The organism is Haloarcula onubensis (assembly GCF_031624605.1).
Classification (GTDB): Archaea; Halobacteriota; Halobacteria; order Halobacteriales; family Haloarculaceae; genus Haloarcula; species Haloarcula onubensis.
The window spans coordinates 785,023-804,671 of sequence record NZ_JAMQOS010000001.1; the positions used below are offsets into that span (position 1 = coordinate 785,023).

Here is a 19,649-nt window from a genome sequence, read left to right on the forward strand (position 1 = left end):
TTGGCACTTCACGCCCGCTCGACGGCCGGTCAGTGTTCGACGAACTCGACGAGGACACCGCCAGTCGATTTCGGGTGGCAGAAGGCGACGTCGTGGCCCCACGCGCCCGGCCGGGGCGACTCGTCGATGAGGTCGACGCCCGCCTCGCGCGCGCCGGCCAGCGCCGCCTCGATGTCGTCGGTCGCGAGCGCGACGTGGTGCAGTCCCGGTCCGTGCCGGTCGAGATAGCGAGGGATGGCGCCGTCGGCGTCGGGTAGCGGCTCCAGCAACTCGAAGTAGCCGTCGTCGAGGGCCAGAAAGACGACCCGGAGCCCGTCGAACTCCTCCTCGTGGGCGACCGGCGCGTCGAAGGCGGCCGCGTAGAGCCCCGCGAGCGAGTCGGCGTCGTCGGTCGCGACGCCGGCGTGGTCGAAGCGCATACCGGTGGTTCGGTCGCCGCGGGTATAGTTCCTCTCGGTCACATCGAGGCGCCGGGCTGGTACTCCCCGAAGACGTCCCGGAGCACGTCGCAGATTTCCCCCGTCGTCGCGTAGGCCTTCACCGCGTCGACGATGTAGGGCATGAGGTTTGCCTCGCCCTCGGCGGCCTCGCGCAGCGCGGCCAGCGTCTCCTCGACGGCATCGTCGTCCCGTTCCTCGCGCACCCCGGCGACAGATTCCTGCTGGGCGGTCTCGACGGCCTCGTCGACTTCTTCGATGTCCTGCTCACCCTCCTCCTCGACCTCGAACTCGTTGACGCCGACGATGATTCGCTCGCCGGCCTCCTGTTCGCGCTGGCGTTCGAAGGCCACGTCCTGAATCTGGCGCTGGACCCACTGGGTCTCGATGGCCCGACGCATCCCGCCGCGCTCGTCGACGTCCTCGATGATGGCGCGGGCCTCCTGTTCTAGGTCGTCGGTCAGGGACTCGACGTAGTAGCTCCCCGCGAGCGGGTCGATTGTGTCGGCCGCGCCGGACTCGTGGGCGAGAATCTGCTGTGTTCGGAGGGCGGTCCGAACGGACTCCTCGGTCGGCAGCCCGATGGCCTCGTCCTTGCCGTTGGTGTGCAGGCTCTGGGTCCCGCCAAGCACCGCCGCGAGCGCCTGGTAGGCCACCCGGACGACGTTGTTCTCTATCTGCTGGGCGGTCAGCGTCGACCCCGCGGTCTGGGTGTGGAACTTCAGTTGCTTGGACTTGGGGTTCTCGGCGTCGAAGCGCTCGTCCATCAGCTTCGCCCACAACCGACGAGCGGCCCGGAACTTCGCTACCTCCTCTAAGATGTTGTTGTACGACGCGAAGAAGAAAGAGAGCTGTGGAGCGAAGTCGTCGACGTCGAGTCCGGCGTCGATGGCGGCCTCGACGTACTCTAGCCCGTCGCCGAGTGTGAACGCTATCTCCTGGGCCGCGGTCGAACCGGCCTCGCGGATGTGATAGCCCGAGATGGAGATGGTGTTGAACTTTGGCACCTCCTCGGCACAAAAGTCGAAGATGTCCGTGATGAGGCGCATCGACGGTTCGGGCGGGTAGATGAACGTGTTGCGGGCGATATACTCCTTGAGGACGTCGTTCTGGATGGTGCCGCGCAACTCCTCGCGGTCGACGCCCTGGCGGTCCCCGACGGCGATGTACATCGCCAGCAGGACGGCGGCGGGGGCGTTGATGGTCATCGACGTCGAGACCTCGTCCAGCGGAATCCCCTCGAAGACGGTCTCCATGTCGGAAAGCGAGTCGATGGCGACGCCCGTCTTGCCCACCTCGCCCGCGGCCATCGCGTCGTCGGAGTCGTAGCCCATCTGGGTCGGCAGGTCGAAGGCCATCGAGAGCCCGGTCTGGCCCTCGTCCAGCAGGTAGTGGAACCGCTCGTTCGTCTCGGCGGCGGTCCCCATCCCGGCGTACTGGCGCATCGTCCAGAGCCGTCCCCGATACCCCGTCGAGTAGACGCCGCGAGTGTAGGGCTCTCGTCCCGGGAACCCCAGGTCCTCGTCGTAGTCCAGGTCGGCCACGTCCGCCGGCGTGTAGAGCCGGTCTACCGTCTGCCCCTCCGTGTCCGTCGTGAACCGCTCCTCGCGCTCGCCGAACCGGTCGACGGTCGGCTGGACGTCCTCGCGCTCCCACTCGGCTTTCGCCTCGCGAATCTCGTCCAGTTCCTCGGGGTCGAACATGCGAAAAGTGTCGGCGGGCCCCGGCTTAAGGGTTCGCGACGACGCGGTCCGTCACCGAGGATTCATTACGCACTGGGACCTCATCTCACACAAATGTCAACTGAACAATCTGACGGTGTGCCGATTACACTGATAAGCGGGCCGCTCGGGGCGGGCAAGACGACGCTGGTCAACCGCCTGCTGTCGGACCCCGGCGACCGCCGCATCGCCGTTATCGTCAACGATATGGGCGAGATAAACGTCGACGCGGAACTGCTGGCCGACCAGGGCGAGGAGGGCATCGTCGACCTCTCGAACGGCTGTATCTGCTGTCGGCTGCAGGACGACCTCGTGACCGAGATAACCCGGCTGGCCGACGAGCGCGAGTTCGACTACCTCGTCGTCGAGGCCTCGGGCATCAGCGAACCGATACCCATCGCCCGGACGCTGACCGTCGGGACCGACGAGACGAGCCTTCCCGAGCGGTTCGCCCTCGATACGACGGTCTCCGTGGTCGACGCCTACGGCTTCTGGAAGGCGTTCGACCCCGAGGAGTCACTCCCCGACGCCGCGCCCGACCCGCAGCGGCCGCTGACGGAGGTCATGGTCGACCAGATAGAGTTCTGTGACGTGTTGCTCCTGAACAAGTGTGACATGGTCCCCGACGACGAACTCGACGCCGTCGAGGCCGCGATTCGCGAACTCCAGCCCCGCGCCGAGATTCGACGGACGACCTACAGCGAGGTCGACCCCGGCGCGGTGCTGGGGACGGGGCGGTTCGACTTCGAGACGGCGCGGCGGCGGCAGGGGTGGAAGGAGACGCTGGCGGGCGCGGATAGCGACGATAGTGGGCACGAGCACGCGGGGGGCGACGACCACCACGGCCATCCCGCGGGCCTGTCGGCCGCCGAGGCCCACGGCGTCGACTCCGTCGTCTACCGCAGCGCGGAGCCGTTCCACCCCGACCGCTTCGACGCGTGGCTGGACGACTGGGACGGCGACGTCGTGCGCGCGAAGGGGTTCGTCTGGGTCGCGAGTCGGCCCGACACCGTCCTGGGCGTGAGCCAGGCCGGCCCGGCGGTACAGGCCGGGCCCATCGGCGAGTGGGGCGACGACGACCCGTCGACGCGGTTCGTCGTCATCGGCCGCGAGTTAGACGGCGTGGCCGCCGAACTGGACGACTGTCTCGCACGCGACGGCGAGGAGATTCCGTCGGCCGACGCGGACCCCTTCCCGAGAGACAGCTAATCAGGCGCCGTAGCCGACTTCCTCGCGGAGTTCGTCCCACTCCTCGTGGAAGCCGTACGTAGACGCCGACGCGGCGCCCATCGCGTCCTGATAGACGTCGTCGTAGGCGAGCAGCGCGCTCCACTCGTCGTGGTACCGATAGCTGCAGTACTGACACATACCGGAACGTTTCAGCCCGACGACTATATCCCTGCCGCCGAAAAAATGGGCGGTCGCTACCGTTCAGGGTTCGAGGAGGACCTTCGTGACGCCTTCCTCACGGTCGTCGAACTTCTCGTACATCTCGGGGGCCTCGTCGAGGCCGACGCGGTGGGAGACGACCCAGCTCGGGTCGGCCCGGCCCTCGATGATGAGGTCGCGGAGTTCGCGGTTGTACGACTTGACGTTACACTGGCCGGTGCCGAGCTTCTGGCCCTTCTCGAAGAGGAGCCCGAAGTCGATGCCAAGCCGACCCTGGGCGGCCATCTCGTCGGGCGCGCCGGGGTCCTCGGGGACGTAGAGTCCGGGGATGCCGAGTTCGCCCGTCGGCCGGACGGTCCGGATGAGGTTGTTCAGGACGACCGCCGGGTTCTCACGGGCGGGGTCGTACGCGTCGTCGGCCTCCTTGTCGGGGTCGATGGCCTGGTAGCCGACGGCGTCGACGCCCTTGTCTACCTGGCCGCCGTGTTCGTCGATAATCTGTTCGACGGGGTCGCCGTCCTCGAAGTTGATGGCCGTCGCGTCGCAGTGCTCCTCGGCCAGTTCGAGGCGGCTCGGGACTCGGTCGACGGAGTAAATCTCGGCCGCGCCCTTTATTTTCGCGCTGTAGGCGGCCATCAGCCCGACCGGACCCGCGCCGTAGATGGCGACGGAGTCGCCGGGTTCGAGGTTGGCGAGTTCCGTCCCGTGCCACCCCGTCGGGAAGATGTCCGCGAGCAAGGCGAACGCGTCCTCGTGTTCGTCCCCTTCCGGGAGTTGCAACGCGTTGAAGTCCGCGTACGGGATGCGGAGCTTCTCGGCCTGGCCGCCCTTGTACGGCCCCATGGCGACGTAGCCGTAGGCCCCGCCGGCGAAGCCGGGGTTGACGTTGGTACAGAAGCCGGTGTAGCCGTCCTCGCAGTTCTCACAGTGCCCGCAGGCGACGTTGAACGGCGCGACCACGCGGTCGCCCTCTTCGAGTGTACTGACGGCGTCGCCGACCTCGCTGACGATACCCATGTTCTCGTGGCCGAAGACGATACCCGGTTCCGCGGCCGTCCGCCCCTCGTACATGTGCAGGTCCGAGCCACAGATGCAGGAGGTGGTGATATCGATGAGTACGTCGTTCGGGTGTTCTATCTCCGGTTCGTCTACTTCTTCGACGGCGACTTCGTGTGGCCCTTGATAGACCACGGCGTCCATTGACATTAGGTTGACACTCCAATGTGGTACTCTACGTGAATGTATAAAAAGATGATGTATAAACCGCCGGACGGAAAGACGTTCTAATGGGGTTAAAGGCCCCTTTCTGTCGATAATGCGATTATGCGCCGGATTTACTGTCGGTAGCGCTATAATAACCCCACCGTCGGGCCGGCGAAATATGTTCTGCTACTACTGTGTCAGACAGCGTAGTCGACCCGGCACGGATGCCCCACTCTGAGATGCGACGGGAGTGACGGACGCGGCCGCCGAGAGTTGGGTTTAAATCACTCCTCGCCCGAACCAACTGATATGCCAATCGAGCGCGGGGATGGGGTAACCATCCACTACGTGGGACGGTTCGAGGACGGAAGTCTCTTCGACACCTCCAGACAGGATATCGCCCGTCACGAGGACCTCATCACGGCCCAGGGCGTCCAGCCGGCCGACTACGCGCCGCTCTCTTTTACCGTCGGTCGCGGCGACATCATCGAGGGTATCGAGGAGGCCCTCGTCGGCATGGCCGAGGGCGAGGAGCAGACCATCGAGGTCCCGCCCGAGAAGGCCTACGGCGAGATGGACGAAGAGAAGATTCGCGAGTACGACCCCGAGGCGTTCGAGGAGATGGTCGGTCAGGAGCCGGAGGTCGGCCTCCACGTCGAAGCGATGAACGACCTCCACGGCGACGTGACCGCCGTGCGCGAGGACGCCGTCGAGGTCGACTTCAACCACGAACTCGCCGGCCGGACGCTCGTCTTCGACATCGAAGTCGTCGACGTTCGCTCGTAGCGGAGCGCGGGCCTCACCGGCCGGTGTCGTACTTGTAGGTCGCCTCGTCGGGGTCGATACCGAAGTCCTCGGCGGTGTCCTCCGGTTCGGGTTCGGACTCGTGGGCCGAGGCGTTCTTGAACCGCTCGCGAAAGCGCGGCGGGACGGTGAAGTCGTCGTGGGCCACCCGGAGCGGGACGGCGTCGGGTTGGATGTTCTCGCGCTTCTCGTCGAGGCGCTCCTGCAGTCGGGGCGGCAGTTCCTCGACGGCGATGCGCTCGAACCCGAACTGCGCGAGGTAACGGTCGGCGCTCGTCAGCGAGTACACCACGTCGAACCCCTCGTCGGAGGCGTACTCGACGAGCCGTTCGATGACGTGTGCGCCCACCCCCTGGTCGCGCCACTCCGGGAGGACGCCGATGCTCGTGAGCTCGCAGACGGGGTCGCCGTCGTCGGGCTTGTGGATTCGGATGCGGCCAAAGCCCGCCTTCCGGCCGTCGTGTTCGTCGATGGCGATGACGTAGTCGCGGGAACGGAAGTTCGTCTCGTCCAGCCCCATCTCCTCGATGTGGTCCAGTAGCCAGACCTCCTCTCGGTTTTTCGCATCCCGGACGTACATGCCCGAACCTTGGCCGTCCCCGGCCAAAAGGGTTTCCGGGGCCTGCAGGCGGTGGCTGTGCGCGTTCGAGTCCCGAAAGTCGGGCAATTACTTAGTCACGTGTCACGTACCCTCACGCTATGGCCCCGGAGTCACTCGAAGACCTGGACCGCGTCGTCCACGAGCCCACAGCGGAGTTCGTCGAATCGACCAACGTGTGGCAGTTCATGCGGACGTTCGGTATCGACGACTACGACGAGTTGATACGCCGGACGACGACGGATATCGACGGCGTCCCCGAGTCGGGCGTCGACTGGTTCTGGGACGAACTCGTCGACTACCTCCACGTCGAGTTCTTCGAGGACTACGACGCGGTCCGCGAGACCGAGACGCGAACGGTAGAGACGGCCGACGGCGGGACCGAGACCTTCGACGGCCCGCAGTTCACGAACTGGTACCCCGGCGGCCAGTTGAACGCCGCCCACAACGCCGTCGCCCGCCACGCCGCGCCCGACACGGACGTTCGCAACCAGGTCGCGCTCGTCTGGGAGGGCGAACCCGGCGACGTGCGCCAGGTCACCTACCACGACCTCCACGCGGGGAGCAACCGGGTCGCCAACTACCTCGAATCGGTCGGCGTGGAGACGGGCGACACCGTCGGGCTGTACATGCCGATGGTCCCCGAGGTGGCGAGCATCTTCTATGGCTGTCTGAAAGCCGGGGCCATCGCCGTCCCCATCTTCTCGGGCTTTGGCGTCGACGCGACGGCGACCCGCCTCGCGGACGCCGACTGCTCGGTGCTCTTTACCGGCGACGGCTTCTACCGCCGGGGGTCGAAGGTCCATCTCAAGGACGGCGCCGACGCGGCCATCAAGCAGGCCAAGCGTGCGGTCGACGGCGAGGGCGTCGAGCACACGGTCGTCTACGACCGCATCGGGACGGCCGACGACCCCGAGGAGACGCTCACCTGGACCCGCCGCGACGAGTGGTGGGACGAGGCCGTCGGGAGCCAGTCCGACGACTACGAGGCCAAATCGCTGCCCAGCGGTCAGGAGTCGATGTTGCTCTACTCCTCGGGCACGACCGGCGAGCCGAAGGGTATCGTCCACACGCACGCCGGCGCGCTGATGCAGGCGGCCAAGGAGATTTACTTCGGCTTCGACCACAAGCCCGGCGACCGCTTCTTCTGGGTCAGCGACATCGGCTGGATGATGGGGCCCTGGACCCTGCTTGGCAACCACGCGCTGGGCGGGACGGTGTTCATGTACGAGGGCGCACCGGACCACCCCGACCCAGACCGCTTCTGGGCGATGATAGACCGCCACGACCTGACCGTCTTCGGCGTCTCGCCGACGGCGATTCGCGCCCTGCGCAAGAAAGGCGACGAGTGGCTGGCGGGCCACGACCTCTCGTCCCTGCGGCTGCTGGGGTCGACCGGCGAGCCCTGGGACCCCGAGAGCTGGCAGTGGTTCTACGACAACGTGGGCGCCGGGGAGTGTCCCATCATCAACATCTCCGGCGGGACCGAAATCATGGGTTGCTTTCTCATGCCGATGCCCATCCAGGAGCTCAAACCCTGCACGCTGGGCGGCCCGGGGCTGGGCATGGACATCGACGTCGTCGACGAGGCCGGCGACTCCATCGCCGACACCCACGAGCGGGGGTATCTCGTCGCCCGCGACTCGTGTCCGTCGATGACGAAGTCGCTCTGGTCGGGCGACGAGCGCTACGTCGGCGAGTACTGGTCGCGCTGGGAGGACCTCTGGAACCACGGCGACTGGGCCCAGAAAGACGAAGACGGGCTCTGGTTCCTCCACGGCCGGGCCGACGACGCACTCAACGTCGCGGGCCGGAAGGTCGGTCCCGCGGAAGTGGAGGGGGCTTCAATGGACCACCCCGCCGTCAACCAGGCCGCCGCGGTCGGTGTGCCCGACGACACGACGGGGACCGCCGTCGTGCTCTACGCCGTCCTCGAACCCGAAAACGAGCCGACAGACGGCCTCCGGGACAGCATCGCCGAGACGGTCGGCGAGGAACTCGGCAAGCCGTTCCGACCCCGGGAGGTGCTGTTCGTCGACGGGTTCCCCAAGACCCAGAGCGGGAAGATACTCCGGCGGGCCATCGGCTCGGTGTACCGCGGGGAGGAACTGGGCGACATGTCCAGTATCGAGAACCCGGAGGCGCTGGACGCCATCGAAGACGCGAGGTGAGTCACCACTCCGCGCTACTTCCCGACCACTGCCGCCCGAATCCGTCGGACCTCCGCCCGAACGGCTTTCCAGTCCGCCAGCGAGCCGGGAATCTCGTCGTCTCGCTCGCCCTTCGCGTTCGCCGCGGCCTCGGCGATGCGCTGGTGGACTGCCTGGGGGCCGTCGAGCTGGCGCAGGGTCAGCTCCGCGCCCTGGCTCCCGGCGGTGTCGACGGTGACGGTCCCGTGGCCGAAGACGGTCCCGAGGATGCCCTGCGAGTAGCTGGTGTTCTGTATCTTGCCCAGTCGGAGCTCCGTGACCGAGAGCACGAGTACGCCCGTCCGGTGGTAGAGCGCGGCGTCGGTCAGCACGTACCGATTCGCCCACCGCCAGAGCCACGCCCCGCCCGCGGGCACCGCGAACGCGAGCAACGCCAGGGGCACGCCGACGGCCGCCGCGAGCGTCCCCGGAACTGCCCCGCCCGACGCGGCCAGATAGGCGCCAAAGAGGACGACGAGCGCGGCGACGACGCCGGCCGCGACGCCCTGCCACACGACCCGTTCCCGTGGCTGGCCCTCCCAGACCACCGTCTCCGTGTCCGTGGCTGGCGCCCAGTCGGGGACACTCATGGCTGTTCGGGGTCCCAGTCGGTCGCGCCGCCAGTGTCGGACTGGGGAGCGTCTGTGGTCCCGTCGCGTCGGGTGGTGTCTGTCGCGCCGTCGTGGCGCTCGGCGCCGGCGCTCCCGTCGCCCTCCAGGGCGACGCGAATCGCCCGGAGCTCGCTCAGTATCTCCCCGAGCACGTCCGGTTTCGCCTCCTCGTCGCCCCGGCCCCGACCGCCCTGGACCTCCTTGACGCGACGGCTCAGGCGCTTCTGTACGTCCTGTGGCTCGGTGACGCCGCGGAGCGACATCTCGACGCCCGACCCGCCGGCCGTGCTGATATCGACGTTCCCGTAGCCGAAGTAGCGGCCGACGACGCCGACCGAGAAGGAGGTGTTCTGCACTTTCTCGTACTCGACCTCCGAGACCGAGCGGCTGAAGATGCCGGTCTTCTTGTACACCGACTTGTCCGTGATGACGTAGTCCGTGTTCTCTCGGGTCAGGTACGCGCTGGCGATGACGAGCAGGCCGAGTCCCAGCAACGGGAGCAACGGAATCCCGACCAGCACCGCGCCGTACAGCGTCTCGGTGGCGGGCTGGCCCGCCCACAGTATCTCCTCGTCGCCGTCCAGTGTCAGCCAGTCGTAGGTCTCGCCGGACTCGCTCATAGCTGGTCGCCCGTTCGCGTGCAGGGGTCTTGGTTCGTTCGCCGCTTGCCCGTCGCGGCTTCACTCGACGGGTCGACCGTCCGCCGGCAGTTCCAGCGCCAGCAGCCGCGGCAGGGCGACCAGCGCCAGCGCCACCTCGCCGCCGCCCGCGACGGCGAACGCGGCGAGGTAGCCGAACTCGCCGGCGACGAAGCCGCCGACCAGGATGCCCGCGAGAAAGCCCAGACTCCCGGCGGCGTTGAACCCCGCCATCGCCGTCGCCCGCCCCCGCTCGCCGACGAGGTCGGTGACCAGCGCCATCGTCGCCGGGGCCATCAGCGCGCCGATGACGCCGACGACGACCATGCCAGCGCCGGCGAGTTCGACGGTCGGCGCCAGGCCCACGCCGACGACCGCCAGGCCGTACAGCGCCGACCCGGCGACGATGGGGGCGGTCCGTCCAACCGAATCGGAGAGGACGCCGAAGGGGTACTGCAACAGGGCGAAGGGGGCGAAGAAGAGCGCGAGGACAAGTCCGGTCTCGGCCGGCGAGAGGCCGAAGGCCTCGCGGAAGTACAGCGTCCCGACCAGCGCGAAAAAGCCCGCCGTCAACCGGTCGATGAAGCCGAAGGCGTAGGGTATCGAGAGCGCCGGCGTCTCGCTCAGTCGGCCGAGGGCGCGGCGCAGGCGGCCCCCGTCGCCCGCCGGCGCGCGGTCGGTGACGAGCGCGGCCAGCAGCGCCACCACGAGGAAGAGTCCGCTCGCGACGGACAGCGGTAGCGTCGGCGAGACGCCGTATAGCTGGCCGCCAAGCGGCGCCCCCAGCGCCGTCCCCGAGCCGATGGCGATGCCCGCCGCGCCCATGTTCTTGCCGTGGCCCCCCGAGAGGTCCATCAGCATCGTCATCGACAGCGAGAACGCCGCGATGGTCGCCGCGCCCTGGAGCGCCCGCAGGAGGAGGACCGTCCCGAATGAGACGTTCCCTGCGCTCGGGAGTATCGCCAGGACGGCGTACAGGCCGCTCCCGACGAGCGCGCCGCCGACGATGAACGGGACGCGCCGGCCGGTGGCGTCGCTGACCGCGCCCCAGACGCCGGCGAAGGCGACAAAGGCCGCGAACTCCGCGGCCAGGAACCACATGCTCGCGTCGAGGACGAACCCCGCGCCCAGCGCGACGACCAGCGTGTCGATGCCCGGGTAGAGCAACACCTGTGCCAGCAGGACGACGAAGACGACGGCCGCGAGGACGATTCGCTCTCGACGCTCACTCACACCTACGACGTGGGCCGGTGCGGGAAAATATGTATCGCCAACCGCCCGGGGACTCAAGTGCCGGGCGCCCCTCGGTCCGCCGATGCCGAGCCACATCGCCGACCGCGTGGTCGAGACGGTTCGGGACGCCGCCGGCGACGGCTGGTGTTCCCGAGCGCAGGTGGACTCGCTCATGGGCGCGACCACCATCGACAAGCGCGAGGTCGACCGCGCGCTGAAAGTCGCCGTCGCGAACGGCCGACTGGAACGGGACGGAGAGCGGTATCGGGCCGTCGAGTGACCGGAGCGCGGCAACGGTTGTTTCGGTGACAGTTTCTTGCGCCTGGGGGCCGTAGCGGCCGTATGCCCGATTCGATTCCCGACGCGGCCGCCGAGTTGCTCACCAGCGGCGCCCACGTCGCCCACCTGGCGACGAGTTACGCGGACCGGCCCCACGTCGCGCCGGTCTGGTACGACTACCGCGACGGGGCCGTCGATATCGTCACGACCGGACAGAAGCTCGACAACATCCGCCGGAACCCCAGGGTCGCGCTCTCGGTGCAGGACACCGACGAGGGTGCGGCGCAGTGGGGCGTGACGCTGCGCGGAACGGCCACCGTCGTCGCGGACGAGGACGAAGCGGGCGAGATGCACCGGCGTATCAACCGCCGCTACGGCGCCGACGAGGACGAGTGGCCCGAGAACACCGCCGTCCGAATCGAGGTTGGCTCGGCGAACTACTGGACGTACGACTAGCAACAGTGAGCAGTGGAAACCCTGAATCGAACGGCAATCTCTGGTCCGAGAGTTGGAACAGCCAGAAAAAGGTTTCCTGGCGGATGAAACGCGACCGACCGCTCTGCGGTGAGAAAACCGGAAATACTCGTTCAGTGAGTCAGTTCCGAGCCGATTTCACATGTAGCCCAGATCGCGCAGGCGTTCCATCAGGTCCTCTTTGTCCTGGGCGCGGCCGGCGCGTTCGGTCGTGTTGGCCATGTCCTGCAGCCAGGCGGGCTCGTCGGCGGACTTGTCCGTCGAGACCTCACTGCCCAGCGAGCGGAAGCCGGCGAAGTACTTCGGCGAGACCGGGACGTCCTCCTTCTCGATGCCCTCGGGGAGGTCGTCCTGGCCCTGCGGGACGTAGCCCTCTTCGGGGTAGTCCTCGACGGTGTCGGGCACGACGAAGTTCCAGAAGGCCTCCCAGACGTCGGGCTCGGCGAACTGGAGTATCGGCTGGATGCGGTCGTGGGGTGGGTAGATGTCGGGGTCGTGGCGCGGCGAGAAGAACGTCTCGTCGGCGCGGGACTCCTGTTCGTCCCAGCGGATACCCGACAGGATACCGTCGACGTCGTACTCCTCGATGGCGTCGTTCAGCGCCACCGTCTTGAGCAGGTGGTTGCCGACGTAGGTGTCCAGCAGGAACGGGAAGGTGTCCTCCTCGTATTCGAGGATGTTCCGGACGTGGTGCTGGTTGTGCTCGGAGAGGTCGTCGATGGCGATGTCGTCGCCGGGTTCGAGGTCCTGCGCGTCGACGATGTCACCGACGTCCTCGTTGCGGGCCCAGATGACGTCTAGGTCCCACTCGTCGGCCCAGTGGTCGACGTAGTCGATGAGTTCGTCGAAGTGCTGGTAGTGGTCGATGAAGACGACCGGCGGCACTTCGAGGTCGAAGCGGTCGGCGACCTCCTTGACGAAGTACAGCGTCAGCGTGGAGTCTTTCCCGCCGGTCCACATGACGACGGGGTTCTCGTACTGTTCGAGGCCCGTCTTCGTGACCTCGATAGCCTTCTCTATCTTGTGGTTGACGGTCGGGTACTCCTCGGGCTCCTCGCCCTCGCCGTCGCTGTAGTCGACGTCGAGGTAGTCGGGGAACTCGGCTGTTTCGGACATCGTGTAATGAGATATAATTACGGGTTGTAAGAACTTTTTGGATGCGTACACGGCGTGCGGGTAACTCACACGGCCGTCGCGGCAGGCCGACAAGCAGGGGCACCGCCGCCGACGGGCCCCGGCCGCTTTTCCCGGCGACGGCCCTGTACCCGGTATGAACTCCCGTCTGGACGCCACGCGGGCAATCTACCGCCGGTGGCTGCGACTCTACGTCCCCGCGGCCGCGCTGGTGCTGGGTGCCAGCACCGTCGCCGGGTTCCTGCTCGGGAGCGCCGTGCCGATGGACTCGCTCCCCACCGGCGAGGGCGCGGGGACGGGTCCGTTCCCGGCGCTGACCACGGTCGACCTCGCGGTCAACAACCTCGTCGCGATGCTCGCGCTGTCGCTTGGCGCCGTCTCGCTGGGACTGGTCACTGTCCTCGGCCTCGTCGTGAACGGCCTGCTCATCGGCGCCGTCGTCGGCATCGCCGTCCAGCAGGTCGACCCGCTCGTCGTCGCGATGCTCGTCGTCCCCCACGGCATCCTGGAGATTCCGGCGCTGCTCGTCGCCTCCGCTGTCGGATTGCGGTTCGCCCGGCTGACGGTCCGATATATCCGGGGGCTGGAAGCCGACCTGGTGACCCGCCGGGACCTGCGAGAGGCCGGGTGGCTGCTCGCGGTCTCGGCGCTGCTCATCGTCGTCGCCGCCTACATCGAGGCGAACCTCACGCTCGAACTCGCCGAAGCGGTCGCTGGCGAGGAACTCGTCGCTGCGTGAGGAGGGGCGGCCGCGACTCGAGTGGACCGGGCGGGAGAATCAGCTAATGAACTCGTTGTCCCGCCAGTTGACGCCTTCTTCCTCGTCCTCGTCGGCCGGGTCTTCGACCACGTTGATAGAAGCAGGGTGTTCTTCGCCGTCCACGATTCGGACGGCCTCCAGTTCCTCGTCGACAGCCGCGATGGCTGTCAGTGTGCCCTTCTCTGCGACTTTCGCCACCTCACAGAGCACTTCGAACATCGCGTACTGGAGCGCTGTGTTCTGGAGGACGGTCTCGCGGTCGCCCTTGAAGCAGGCGTACTCGACGAGTTCGGACTCGATTTCCTCCTCTTCCTCTTCGAGCGCGCCCCACTGCGGGCCGCCGCCGGCCGAACCGGTCGAGGCCGCGCCGGGCGGGCCCATCTCGTCTGGGTCCTCCTCGTAGACACGGTTCTCGGTAACGCTGGCTTTCAGCTGTGCCGTCGGCGTGTACTTGCTCATACTGTCGTCTTTCGCGACGGCACTGACGATGAGCGTGTTGTTCCGACGGGTGATGTCTACGTCAGCGATTTCGGGTGGAAGGTCGGGGTCCTCGAAGAAATCGTACGCGTCTTCCAATGGCAGTTCGAGCGTCGAGTGGAGTCTGTATACACGGCTGGTCATGGTTGGGAGAGTGTGTCAAGTCGTCGACGGCCGTCCGCTGACGCTGGTGTCAGTAGACCCTAAGAACCACGTGCTTATATGACCTGCCCTTCTATTCTATCAGTTGGACGTAACGTGTGAGTTACTCACTCGCAGCCGGTGCCTACGGCGCCGGCGGAGTACAAGCGCGACCTATCGGGCGGTTTCCGGTGTATGACAGCCGGCGCGGCCGAGGCTCGTCCGAGGGTCAGTCGTCGGCCGCGGCCGCGTCGGCGTCGGCCTCGATGCTTGGCGGGTACTTCCCGCGGTCGAGTTCGAGGTCCGAGGCGGGCCGGGCCATACAGGTCAGCGCGTAGTTCTCCCGCTCCTGGTCGGTGAGCCCCCGGGCCGCCGGCTGGACGACCTCGCCCGAGAGAATCTCCGCGGAGCAGGCCAGACACATCCCCACGCGACAGGAGTACTCCTGGGCGATGCCCTCCTCGATACAGCGCGAGAGGATGGTCTCCTTCTCGGAGACCGTTATCTCCTCGCCGGTCCCGACGAAGGAGACGGTGTAGTCGGTCATACCATCGGCTTTGCCGGCCCCCGTCTAAACTCTTTATTCCCGCCACTCGGGTCCCAAACCGATAGTCGGAACGATTTTTGCGCTCCGGGCTGGACGAGAGTGCATGACCACACATCAGTACGACGTGGCCGTCGTTGGGGCGGGGACGTCGGGCTGTTACGCCGCCGCGACCATCGCCGACGCGGGCTACGACGTCGTCGTCGTCGAGCGCAAGGACGCCGAGGAGGCCGGCCACATCGCCTGCGGAGACGCGCTGAAGGGGGCAAGCGACTTCCCCGACGCCATCCCGAAGTCCCAGCTCGAACCCGCCTTCACCAACACCGACGTCGACCACGGCCGCTTCGAGATTCCCCAGGAGGACACGGTACTGGAGATTCCGGTCCCCGGCGAACTGGCCGTCATCGACCGCTGGGAGTACGGCCGCTGTCTCATCGGGGGCGCGGGCGACGCGGGCGCGCAGTTCCACTACGACACCGTCGTCCAGGACGTGCGCCAGGCCGACGACGGCACCGTCACCGGACTCGACGCGGTTCGCAAGGGCGACCACGTCACCTACGAGGCGGATATCGTCATCGACGGCGCGGGCGCGCTCTCGCTCCTGCAGGACAAGGTCGACTTCGAGGGCGCGACCTTCGACACGAACGTCCGCTACTCGCAGTTCTGTTCGGCCTACCGGGAGATAGTCGAGGTCGACGACCCCGTCGAGTGGGACGACGCCCTGGTGTTCAAGCCCACCGAGCGGTCGGCGGGCTACCTCTGGTACTTCCCCCGCACGGACACGGAAATCAACGCCGGGCTGGGGTTCCAGATGAACGAGGAGCCGATGGAACTGGTCGACGACCTCAAACGCGACCTGCGGGCTCGCCCCGAGTTCGAGGGCGCAGAGGTCACGGACAAACTGGGCGCCGCCCTGCCCACCCGCCGGCCCTACGACTCGGCGGTCGCGCCGGGGTACATGGCTGTCGGCGACGCCGCGGGCCACGTCAACCCCACGACCGGCGGGGGCATCGCCGGGGCGGCCTACGCCGGCCAGTACGCCGCAGAGCAGGCCATCGACGCCATCGAGGACGACCGAACCGACGACGAGGACGCCCTCTGGGAGTACAACGTCAACGTGATGGACCACTTCGGGGCGCGCTACGCCGCGCTCGACGTCTACAACATCTTCACCACGGCCTACGACGTCGACGACCTGATGGCGCTGCTCGCGGCGATTCCGGGCCAGAAACTCGCCGAGGCGCTCTACGGCGGGTCCACGAGCGTCGGTCTCGGCCTGAAAATCAAGACCGCCGTCAAGACCTTCGGCCACTGGGGGACCATCCGGGACCTCTACCAGACCAAGAAGCTCGCCGACCGGCTACTAGACCACTACGAGTCCTATCCCAGCACCCGCGACGGCTTCGAGGCGTGGCAGACCGAGCGGGACGACATCATGGACGACATCTACGCGGTCACCGGCGCCGAGCCGAAGTACTGACGGCTCAGCCGTCGATTTCTGACGAACAGTTAAGGTCGGAATTGGCGTATCACCACCAGTTCTCACGGGGCGGCGCGGGCGACTGTCGCCGCGGCCCGGTGGGCGGACCATGCAACCGATAGTCGAGCAAACGCGGGCCCTTTCGCCGGTCGTCGGCGTCGCCCTCCTGGTCGGTATCACGCTGCTGTTAGCGGTGACCACCGCCGGTGTCTTCCTGGGCATCGGCGAGGGGACCGGCCACCGCTCCCCCCAGACCGTCTTCGAGTTCGACTACACGCCGAATCCGGGCGGCGCCGACAGACTGGAGATACGTCACGGCGGCGGGGACACGCTCACCGCCGGCGACGTCTTCCTCGTCGTCGAGGGGGCGACGCCGGCCGCCGCCGACGGCGAGTACCGCTTCGACGCCTTCGGTATCTACGGGCCCGACGACCCCGTGGGTGCGGGCCAGTCGGTCACCGTCGACGGCTCGGCGGTCCTGCCCGCGCCGAATCTCGACCTCAGGGGGGCGACAGCCAGAGTCGTCTGGGACGCCCCAACCGGGAGGTCACCGTCAGACTCGCCGAGTGGCGCGGGCCGGGTGTCTGAGCCGCCCCCGGCGGTGCGCGAGCGACGCCGGCGCTCACCACAGACGGGCAAGGGCGCCCGCCAGCACGTCCACGCCGATGTCGAGCGTCCGCTCGTCCACGTCGAAGGTGGGCGTGTGGTGGCCGCCGGGGTGGTCGGTGCCGATACCGACGAAGCTCGCTCGGCCGCCCCGTTCCTGCACCCGGTCCATCAGATACGTCGCGTCCTCGCTGCCGCCGAGTGGAGCGCTGTGCAGGACGCTATCGACGCCGTCGACGCCTTCGGCCACCGCGTAGACCACGTCCGCGAGGGCGGCGTCGCTTTCGGCGCTTGGCGCCTGCGCAGTCGTCCTGACACTCGCCTCACAGTCGTGCATCCCGGCGGCGTGTTCGATGACGTCGTCGGCCCGCTCGCTCATGTACTCCATGAGCGCGGTCGTCTCACCCCGGACCTCCCCCTCGATTCGCGCCGACTCGGGGACGATGTTCGTCGCCGTCCCGCCCGAGACGACGCCGGCGTTGACCCGCGTCGCGCCGTCCTCGTGGCGACGGATGGCGTGGAGGTTGGTGACCGCCGCCGCCAGCGCCTGGACGGCGTCCCGACCCGCCGCCGGGTGGCCGCCCGCGTGGGCCGACTCGCCCCGGAACTCGGCCGCGAACTGCCGCACCGCGAGGAAGCCGTTCACGCCGGCGACCACCTCGCCCGTCGGGTGGTCCAGTCCGACGTGGAGCGCGAGCAGGTGGTCCACGTCGTCCAGCACACCGCTCTCTGCCACCGCGCGGCCGCCGCCGATGACCTCCTCTGCGGGCTGGAAGAGCAGCTTGAACGTCCCCGAGAAGTCGCTCTCGACGACCGCTTCGAGGACGCCGACGCCGATGGTCGCGTGGGCGTCGTGGCCGCAGGCGTGCATGAACCCCTCGTTGTCCGAGCGAAAGTCCGCCTCGGCCGGTGCGTGGCCCCCCTCGTCCGATTCGGTAATCGGCAAGGCGTCGACGTCGACCCGGAGCGCGACGGTGGGGCCGTCGCCCCGCTCGACGGTCGCCAGCGCGCCCGTGAAACCGCCCTCGCATCGCTCCAGCACGTCCTCGCGGGCCCCCGCCTCGCGGGCGCGGTCGTGCCAGTCGTCGCGTGTCGCCTCGTCGGGAACCGCCATCCGCGCGTCGGCGTCGAGCAGGTCCGGCCCGACCAGTAGCTCGTCGACACCGACACGTTCTAGCTCCGTGACGATGCGACTCGTCGTCCAGTACTCACACCACGCCGGTTCCGGGTGCCGGTGTAGCTCTCTGCGGAGGGTCACCAACCGCTCGCGTCGCTGCTGGTCCATACCGAGCGCAGGGGACGCAGGGACTTATGAGCCGCTGCCGACCTGGGTGCGCTGCTCGACGCCCACCTCGACGTGGACCGCCGGCGGGAACGACTCCTCGGTCACCTCGCGAGCGAACGTCTCGTAGCCGACGATGTCGATGGTGCGGGTGTAGACGGTGTAGTTCCACGGGTCGAAGCGGCCGCCGTCGGGCCCCAGCGTCTTCGACTGGGGCACGCGTAGCTCTTCGGGCGGTTTCGGGTGTGGGCCTTTCAGCTCCACGCCCTTGCGCTCGGCGCGGGCTTTGATATCCGCCACGACGTCGTCGAGGCGGTGGCGGTCCCCACTCGTCAGCGTCAGGGTCGTGACGAACGGCATTGGAAGTGAGGAGACCGGCGACCACCAAAAGCCCAGCCTTTCGCGTCGGCCGTCGGGCGCCCTCGTCAGGGCCGCGCCGGCGACTTCGACCGCTCGCGGGCCCGCCGTACGAACGGGATACCGCGCGGTAACCCTCTGTTACTCGACAGGTGTGTGGTCGGCCGAATCGCTCCGAAACCGTCCGATTCCGCCCGCTGTGGGGCCGCTCGCCCGCGGCGCTCGTCTCCGATATTCTCTTAAGTACCGGTGATGTAAAATCAGACAATGATAGAGGCCACGAGCGCGGGAGCCATCCTCTTTCGCGATACGCGTGGCCGGCGGGAGTACCTCCTGCTCAAGAGCCGCCCCGGGGACTGGGAGTTCCCCAAGGGCGGCGTCGAGGGCGAGGAGGAGCTCCAGCAGACCGCCATACGCGAAGTGAAAGAGGAGGCCGGAATCGGTGATTTCCGGCTCTTGGACGGGTTCCGCGAAGACTACGACTACGTGTTCGAGGCGAACGGCAACACCATCCACAAGACGGTCCACCTGTTCGTCGCGAAATCGTTCGAGGCGTCGGCAGAGCTGTCGACCGAGCACCGCGACCTGCAGTGGCGCGACTACGAGCAGGCGATAAACACCGTCACGCAGGACGGCCCCCGCGAGATACTGGAACAGGCCCACGAGTTCTTAGACGAGCGCGAGGACGAGGACACCGAGGAGTAGCGCCCGACCGTCCGAGTCTGCAGACCGGAGCGGCAGCTACACGCTTTTGAAAATGTTGGGGCCGGTCGCGGCGACCGGCCGGGAAATCGATTGACGGCCCGCTCCGTCAGAAGCCGCCCGTGCTACCGCTCTGGTAGCTGGCGTCTCCGAACCCGAGCATCGGATAGAAGATAAAGGGCAGGAAGCCCAGACCGAGCCCGTAGCCGGTGCCCTTGCCGAAGTTGTTGGCGATGTCGATACTGACGATGATGGAGATAATGAAGTTGACGACCGGAATCAGGAACAGGACGAGCCACCAGCCCGGACGGCCGGCGATTTTGACCAGCAGATAGGTGTTGTATATCGGCACGATTGCGCCCCAGCCGGGCTCTCCGGCCTTCTCGAAGGTCTTCCACATCCCCGCGATAACGACGACGATAAACGCCAAGTAGAAGAGCAGGAACAACCCGCCCAGAACGCCACCCAACAGGCCGCCGCCGCCGTTACTTCCCTGGAGCAATACTGCGTCGCTTACCGCCGTAGCTGGCAAAGCCATACGTCGATTCATCTTAAGATTTACACAAAAATCTTTCTGAAATTGTATTGTT

General features: G+C 67.3%; 22 protein-coding genes and 1 pseudogene. 9 read left to right on the plus strand and 14 right to left on the minus strand.

The features are described from left to right. Positions 1-29: 29 nt before the first annotated feature. Positions 30-419, minus strand: coding sequence for a methylmalonyl-CoA epimerase (gene mce, locus NDI86_RS04055; RefSeq protein ID WP_310899117.1), 390 nt, complete (start codon positions 417-419; stop codon positions 30-32). Positions 420-457: 38 nt separating this feature from the next. Continuing rightward, positions 458-2,140: an acyl-CoA mutase large subunit family protein gene (locus tag NDI86_RS04060; protein WP_310899118.1), complete on the minus strand. Its 1,683-nt coding sequence runs from the start codon at positions 2,138-2,140 to the stop codon at positions 458-460. A 93-nt stretch (positions 2,141-2,233) separates the two neighbouring features. On the opposite strand from NDI86_RS04060, the gene NDI86_RS04065 reads away from it, so the two are divergent. After that, a complete protein-coding gene (locus tag NDI86_RS04065) occupies positions 2,234-3,367 on the plus strand; it encodes a CobW family GTP-binding protein (protein WP_310899119.1) in 1,134 nt (377 codons plus the stop codon). Here NDI86_RS04065 and NDI86_RS04070 read toward each other — a convergent pair whose 3' ends face one another. Beyond that, positions 3,368-3,526 carry a hypothetical protein gene (locus NDI86_RS04070; protein ID WP_310899120.1) on the minus strand — a complete coding sequence of 53 codons (159 nt, stop codon included), beginning with the start codon at positions 3,524-3,526 and terminating at the stop codon, positions 3,368-3,370. A 63-nt stretch (positions 3,527-3,589) separates the two neighbouring features. After that, positions 3,590-4,747, minus strand: a complete 1,158-nt coding sequence (locus tag NDI86_RS04075) for a glutathione-independent formaldehyde dehydrogenase (protein WP_310899645.1) — start codon at positions 4,745-4,747, stop codon at positions 3,590-3,592. Between the two features lie 312 nt (positions 4,748-5,059). Here NDI86_RS04075 and NDI86_RS04080 point away from each other — a divergent pair, with 312 nt between their 5' ends. After that, on the plus strand, positions 5,060-5,536 hold the full coding sequence (locus NDI86_RS04080) for an FKBP-type peptidyl-prolyl cis-trans isomerase (RefSeq protein ID WP_310899121.1): 477 nt from the start codon (positions 5,060-5,062) through the stop codon (positions 5,534-5,536). 13 nt (positions 5,537-5,549) lie between these two features. Here the strand turns inward: NDI86_RS04080 and NDI86_RS04085 are convergent, their stop codons facing one another. Then, positions 5,550-6,134, minus strand: coding sequence for a GNAT family N-acetyltransferase (locus NDI86_RS04085; protein ID WP_310899122.1), 585 nt, complete (start codon positions 6,132-6,134; stop codon positions 5,550-5,552). Between the two features lie 119 nt (positions 6,135-6,253). Here NDI86_RS04085 and NDI86_RS04090 point away from each other — a divergent pair, with 119 nt between their 5' ends. Next, positions 6,254-8,323: an AMP-binding protein gene (locus NDI86_RS04090; protein ID WP_310899123.1), complete on the plus strand. Its 2,070-nt coding sequence runs from the start codon at positions 6,254-6,256 to the stop codon at positions 8,321-8,323. Between the two features lie 14 nt (positions 8,324-8,337). Here the strand turns inward: NDI86_RS04090 and NDI86_RS04095 are convergent, their stop codons facing one another. Genes NDI86_RS04095 through NDI86_RS04105 form a run of 3 tightly spaced genes read right to left on the minus strand, consistent with a single transcriptional unit; the run spans position 8,338 to position 10,823 of the window. Continuing rightward, a complete protein-coding gene (locus tag NDI86_RS04095) occupies positions 8,338-8,931 on the minus strand; it encodes a PH domain-containing protein (RefSeq protein ID WP_310899124.1) in 594 nt (197 codons plus the stop codon). Then, positions 8,928-9,572, minus strand: a complete 645-nt coding sequence (locus tag NDI86_RS04100) for a PH domain-containing protein (protein ID WP_310899125.1) — start codon at positions 9,570-9,572, stop codon at positions 8,928-8,930. Before NDI86_RS04100 ends, NDI86_RS04095 begins: the two co-directional genes overlap by 4 nt. A 60-nt stretch (positions 9,573-9,632) precedes the next feature. After that, positions 9,633-10,823, minus strand: a complete 1,191-nt coding sequence (locus NDI86_RS04105) for an MFS transporter (RefSeq protein ID WP_310899126.1) — start codon at positions 10,821-10,823, stop codon at positions 9,633-9,635. Between the two features lie 82 nt (positions 10,824-10,905). On the opposite strand from NDI86_RS04105, the gene NDI86_RS04110 reads away from it, so the two are divergent. Together NDI86_RS04110 and NDI86_RS04115 are read left to right on the plus strand one after the other, a co-directional pair. Then, complete coding sequence (locus NDI86_RS04110; RefSeq protein WP_310899127.1) at positions 10,906-11,103, plus strand: hypothetical protein; 198 nt, start codon at positions 10,906-10,908, stop codon at positions 11,101-11,103. A 62-nt stretch (positions 11,104-11,165) separates the two neighbouring features. After that, positions 11,166-11,558, plus strand: coding sequence for a pyridoxamine 5'-phosphate oxidase family protein (locus NDI86_RS04115; protein WP_310899128.1), 393 nt, complete (start codon positions 11,166-11,168; stop codon positions 11,556-11,558). 156 nt (positions 11,559-11,714) lie between these two features. Here NDI86_RS04115 and NDI86_RS04120 read toward each other — a convergent pair whose 3' ends face one another. Beyond that, entirely contained in the window at positions 11,715-12,692 is a 978-nt protein-coding gene (locus NDI86_RS04120; protein WP_310899129.1) for a phosphoadenosine phosphosulfate reductase family protein, read from the minus strand. Positions 12,693-12,846: 154 nt separating this feature from the next. Here NDI86_RS04120 and NDI86_RS04125 point away from each other — a divergent pair, with 154 nt between their 5' ends. Further along, on the plus strand, positions 12,847-13,449 hold the full coding sequence (locus NDI86_RS04125) for a stage II sporulation protein M (RefSeq protein ID WP_310899130.1): 603 nt from the start codon (positions 12,847-12,849) through the stop codon (positions 13,447-13,449). Positions 13,450-13,488: 39 nt separating this feature from the next. Here the strand turns inward: NDI86_RS04125 and NDI86_RS04130 are convergent, their stop codons facing one another. Together NDI86_RS04130 and NDI86_RS04135 are read right to left on the minus strand one after the other, a co-directional pair. After that, positions 13,489-14,091, minus strand: a complete 603-nt coding sequence (locus tag NDI86_RS04130) for a DUF7110 family protein (RefSeq protein WP_310899131.1) — start codon at positions 14,089-14,091, stop codon at positions 13,489-13,491. A 226-nt stretch (positions 14,092-14,317) separates the two neighbouring features. Beyond that, the gene (locus tag NDI86_RS04135) at positions 14,318-14,635 is read right to left on the minus strand and encodes a 2Fe-2S iron-sulfur cluster-binding protein (RefSeq protein ID WP_310899132.1); all 318 of its coding nucleotides are present in this window, start codon (positions 14,633-14,635) and stop codon (positions 14,318-14,320) included. Positions 14,636-14,738: 103 nt separating this feature from the next. Here NDI86_RS04135 and NDI86_RS04140 point away from each other — a divergent pair, with 103 nt between their 5' ends. Further along, the gene (locus NDI86_RS04140) at positions 14,739-16,112 is read left to right on the plus strand and encodes a geranylgeranyl reductase family protein (RefSeq protein ID WP_310899133.1); all 1,374 of its coding nucleotides are present in this window, start codon (positions 14,739-14,741) and stop codon (positions 16,110-16,112) included. A 109-nt stretch (positions 16,113-16,221) separates the two neighbouring features. Continuing rightward, positions 16,222-16,470: pseudogene (locus tag NDI86_RS22085) on the plus strand (type IV pilin N-terminal domain-containing protein); the annotation flags it as partial. A 264-nt stretch (positions 16,471-16,734) separates the two neighbouring features. Here the strand turns inward: NDI86_RS22085 and NDI86_RS04145 are convergent. Continuing rightward, a complete protein-coding gene (locus NDI86_RS04145) occupies positions 16,735-18,003 on the minus strand; it encodes an amidohydrolase (protein WP_310899134.1) in 1,269 nt (422 codons plus the stop codon). Between the two features lie 24 nt (positions 18,004-18,027). After that, positions 18,028-18,360, minus strand: coding sequence for a 30S ribosomal protein S10 (locus NDI86_RS04150; protein ID WP_310899135.1), 333 nt, complete (start codon positions 18,358-18,360; stop codon positions 18,028-18,030). 264 nt (positions 18,361-18,624) lie between these two features. Here NDI86_RS04150 and NDI86_RS04155 point away from each other — a divergent pair, with 264 nt between their 5' ends. Further along, positions 18,625-19,062, plus strand: a complete 438-nt coding sequence (locus tag NDI86_RS04155; RefSeq protein ID WP_310899136.1) for a bis(5'-nucleosyl)-tetraphosphatase — start codon at positions 18,625-18,627, stop codon at positions 19,060-19,062. 106 nt (positions 19,063-19,168) lie between these two features. On the opposite strand, the gene NDI86_RS04160 is transcribed toward NDI86_RS04155, so the two are convergent. After that, entirely contained in the window at positions 19,169-19,597 is a 429-nt protein-coding gene (locus tag NDI86_RS04160; RefSeq protein WP_310899137.1) for a DUF5684 domain-containing protein, read from the minus strand. Positions 19,598-19,649 lie beyond the last annotated feature (52 nt).